We start from the raw sequence: 1,377 nt of genomic DNA, 5'->3' as shown, positions 1-1,377 counted from the left end.
TCAGTCGATCACATCGGGTTAGAGTAAGCGTCTGCTTGGAGAGGATGTGCAATCAACCCAAGCAGACAGCGAGATAGAGGAAGAGCACCTGCTTAATTTTGTCGTCAACAGCCTCGAAGGAGAACTTCCGGTAGACCTCGACGAGAACGTAGAGGTCACGACAGAGACATTGTACGAGGTCCTCGCCGGCGCCAGCGCCGGCGGGACCTCAATCAATCACGTCTGCGAAACGACCGATGACTCACCGCACGCCAATACCGTCCGTGGACATCTCACCGATCAGTTCGAGCTTGACTCGGTTGAGGCGGTTGGAGACACGCTGCTTCAACGAGATACGCTCGAGACACTTCCGGATCGACCGGTGGAGGTCTGCGCAGACCTCCACCTCGATCCCTACTACGGTGACGAGGACGAAACCGAGGCTCTGTACTCCTCACAGGCTAAGCGTGGAACAACAACGTTTCACGCCTATACGACGCTCTACGTGCGGGTACGCAACAAGCGGTACACGCTGGCGGTTCGCCAGCTCGTCGCTGGCGAAACCACCAGCGATGTCCTCGGTGAGTTTCTGGAACTTCTTGACGGCCTTGACCTCAGCGTCAAGGCCGTCTACCTTGATCGCGGATTCTACAACAGCACCTGCCTCAAACTGCTGTACGCGCACAACTACGCCTATGCGATGCCAATCGTCAAATGGGGTGAGACGATCCAAAACAAACTCAACAGGGGCTGGAGCCGCGAGATCAAACACGATCTCGCTGGCGAGGTAACGTTTCCTGTGTTCATCGACTGCGTCTACCAGCAGGGACGATACGACGAACACGGGGTGGCGCGTCACGGCTACGCCGCTGACGCGCCGTTCATCAACACGCCACGAGATGCACGAGAACACTACAGCAAGCGCTTCGGCATTGAATCAAGCTACCGATTAGCCAAGCAGAGCCTCGCTTTTACCAGTTCTCAGGACGCTGGTCTGCGGCTAGTAATGTTTGTAGTGAGCCTGCTTCTCCAGAACAGCTGGCGGTATCTGCATTGGAGGTACGTGGCGGCGCCCCGCCGCGGGGGGCGCCGCCTCTGGAGATGGCCGTTCACGGAGTTCTGTGAGATGGTGCTGCGGGCCGCTTGGACAGCGCTTGGTGTGCGCAGGGCTGTTTCAGCGAATCAACCATTAGACGACCGGTTCTTCCGGTAGCTGTCCACCGATCCGGACAGGGATCGTGAGTGGCGACGCTGTCGCGTCGGCGGCAGTCCGCCGCCGACAGCGACGCTCCACTCCGAAGACCATGCTCACCAGCGCTTCGGAGACGCTCCACGACCAGTTCGATCTGGTTCACCGCCATCAGACAAGATTACGCGGCTGTCGATGTGATCGACTGA

Annotated in this window: 1 protein-coding gene; it reads left to right on the top strand. The window is 58.5% G+C overall.

Annotated features, from left to right (window positions below; genetic code table 11):
• Nucleotides 1-46 precede the first annotated feature (46 nt).
• Complete coding sequence (locus tag ACFQEU_RS15925; RefSeq protein ID WP_379783759.1) at nt 47-1,192, top strand: ISH3 family transposase; 1,146 nt, start codon at nt 47-49, stop codon at nt 1,190-1,192.
• Nucleotides 1,193-1,377: the final 185 nt, after the last annotated feature.

This window comes from Halorubrum tibetense (assembly GCF_042661865.1).
GTDB classification, from domain to species: domain Archaea; phylum Halobacteriota; class Halobacteria; order Halobacteriales; family Haloferacaceae; genus Halorubrum; species Halorubrum tibetense.
The sequence above is the reverse complement of the archived record's forward strand: the minus strand, read 5'-3'. Positions and strand labels throughout refer to the sequence as shown.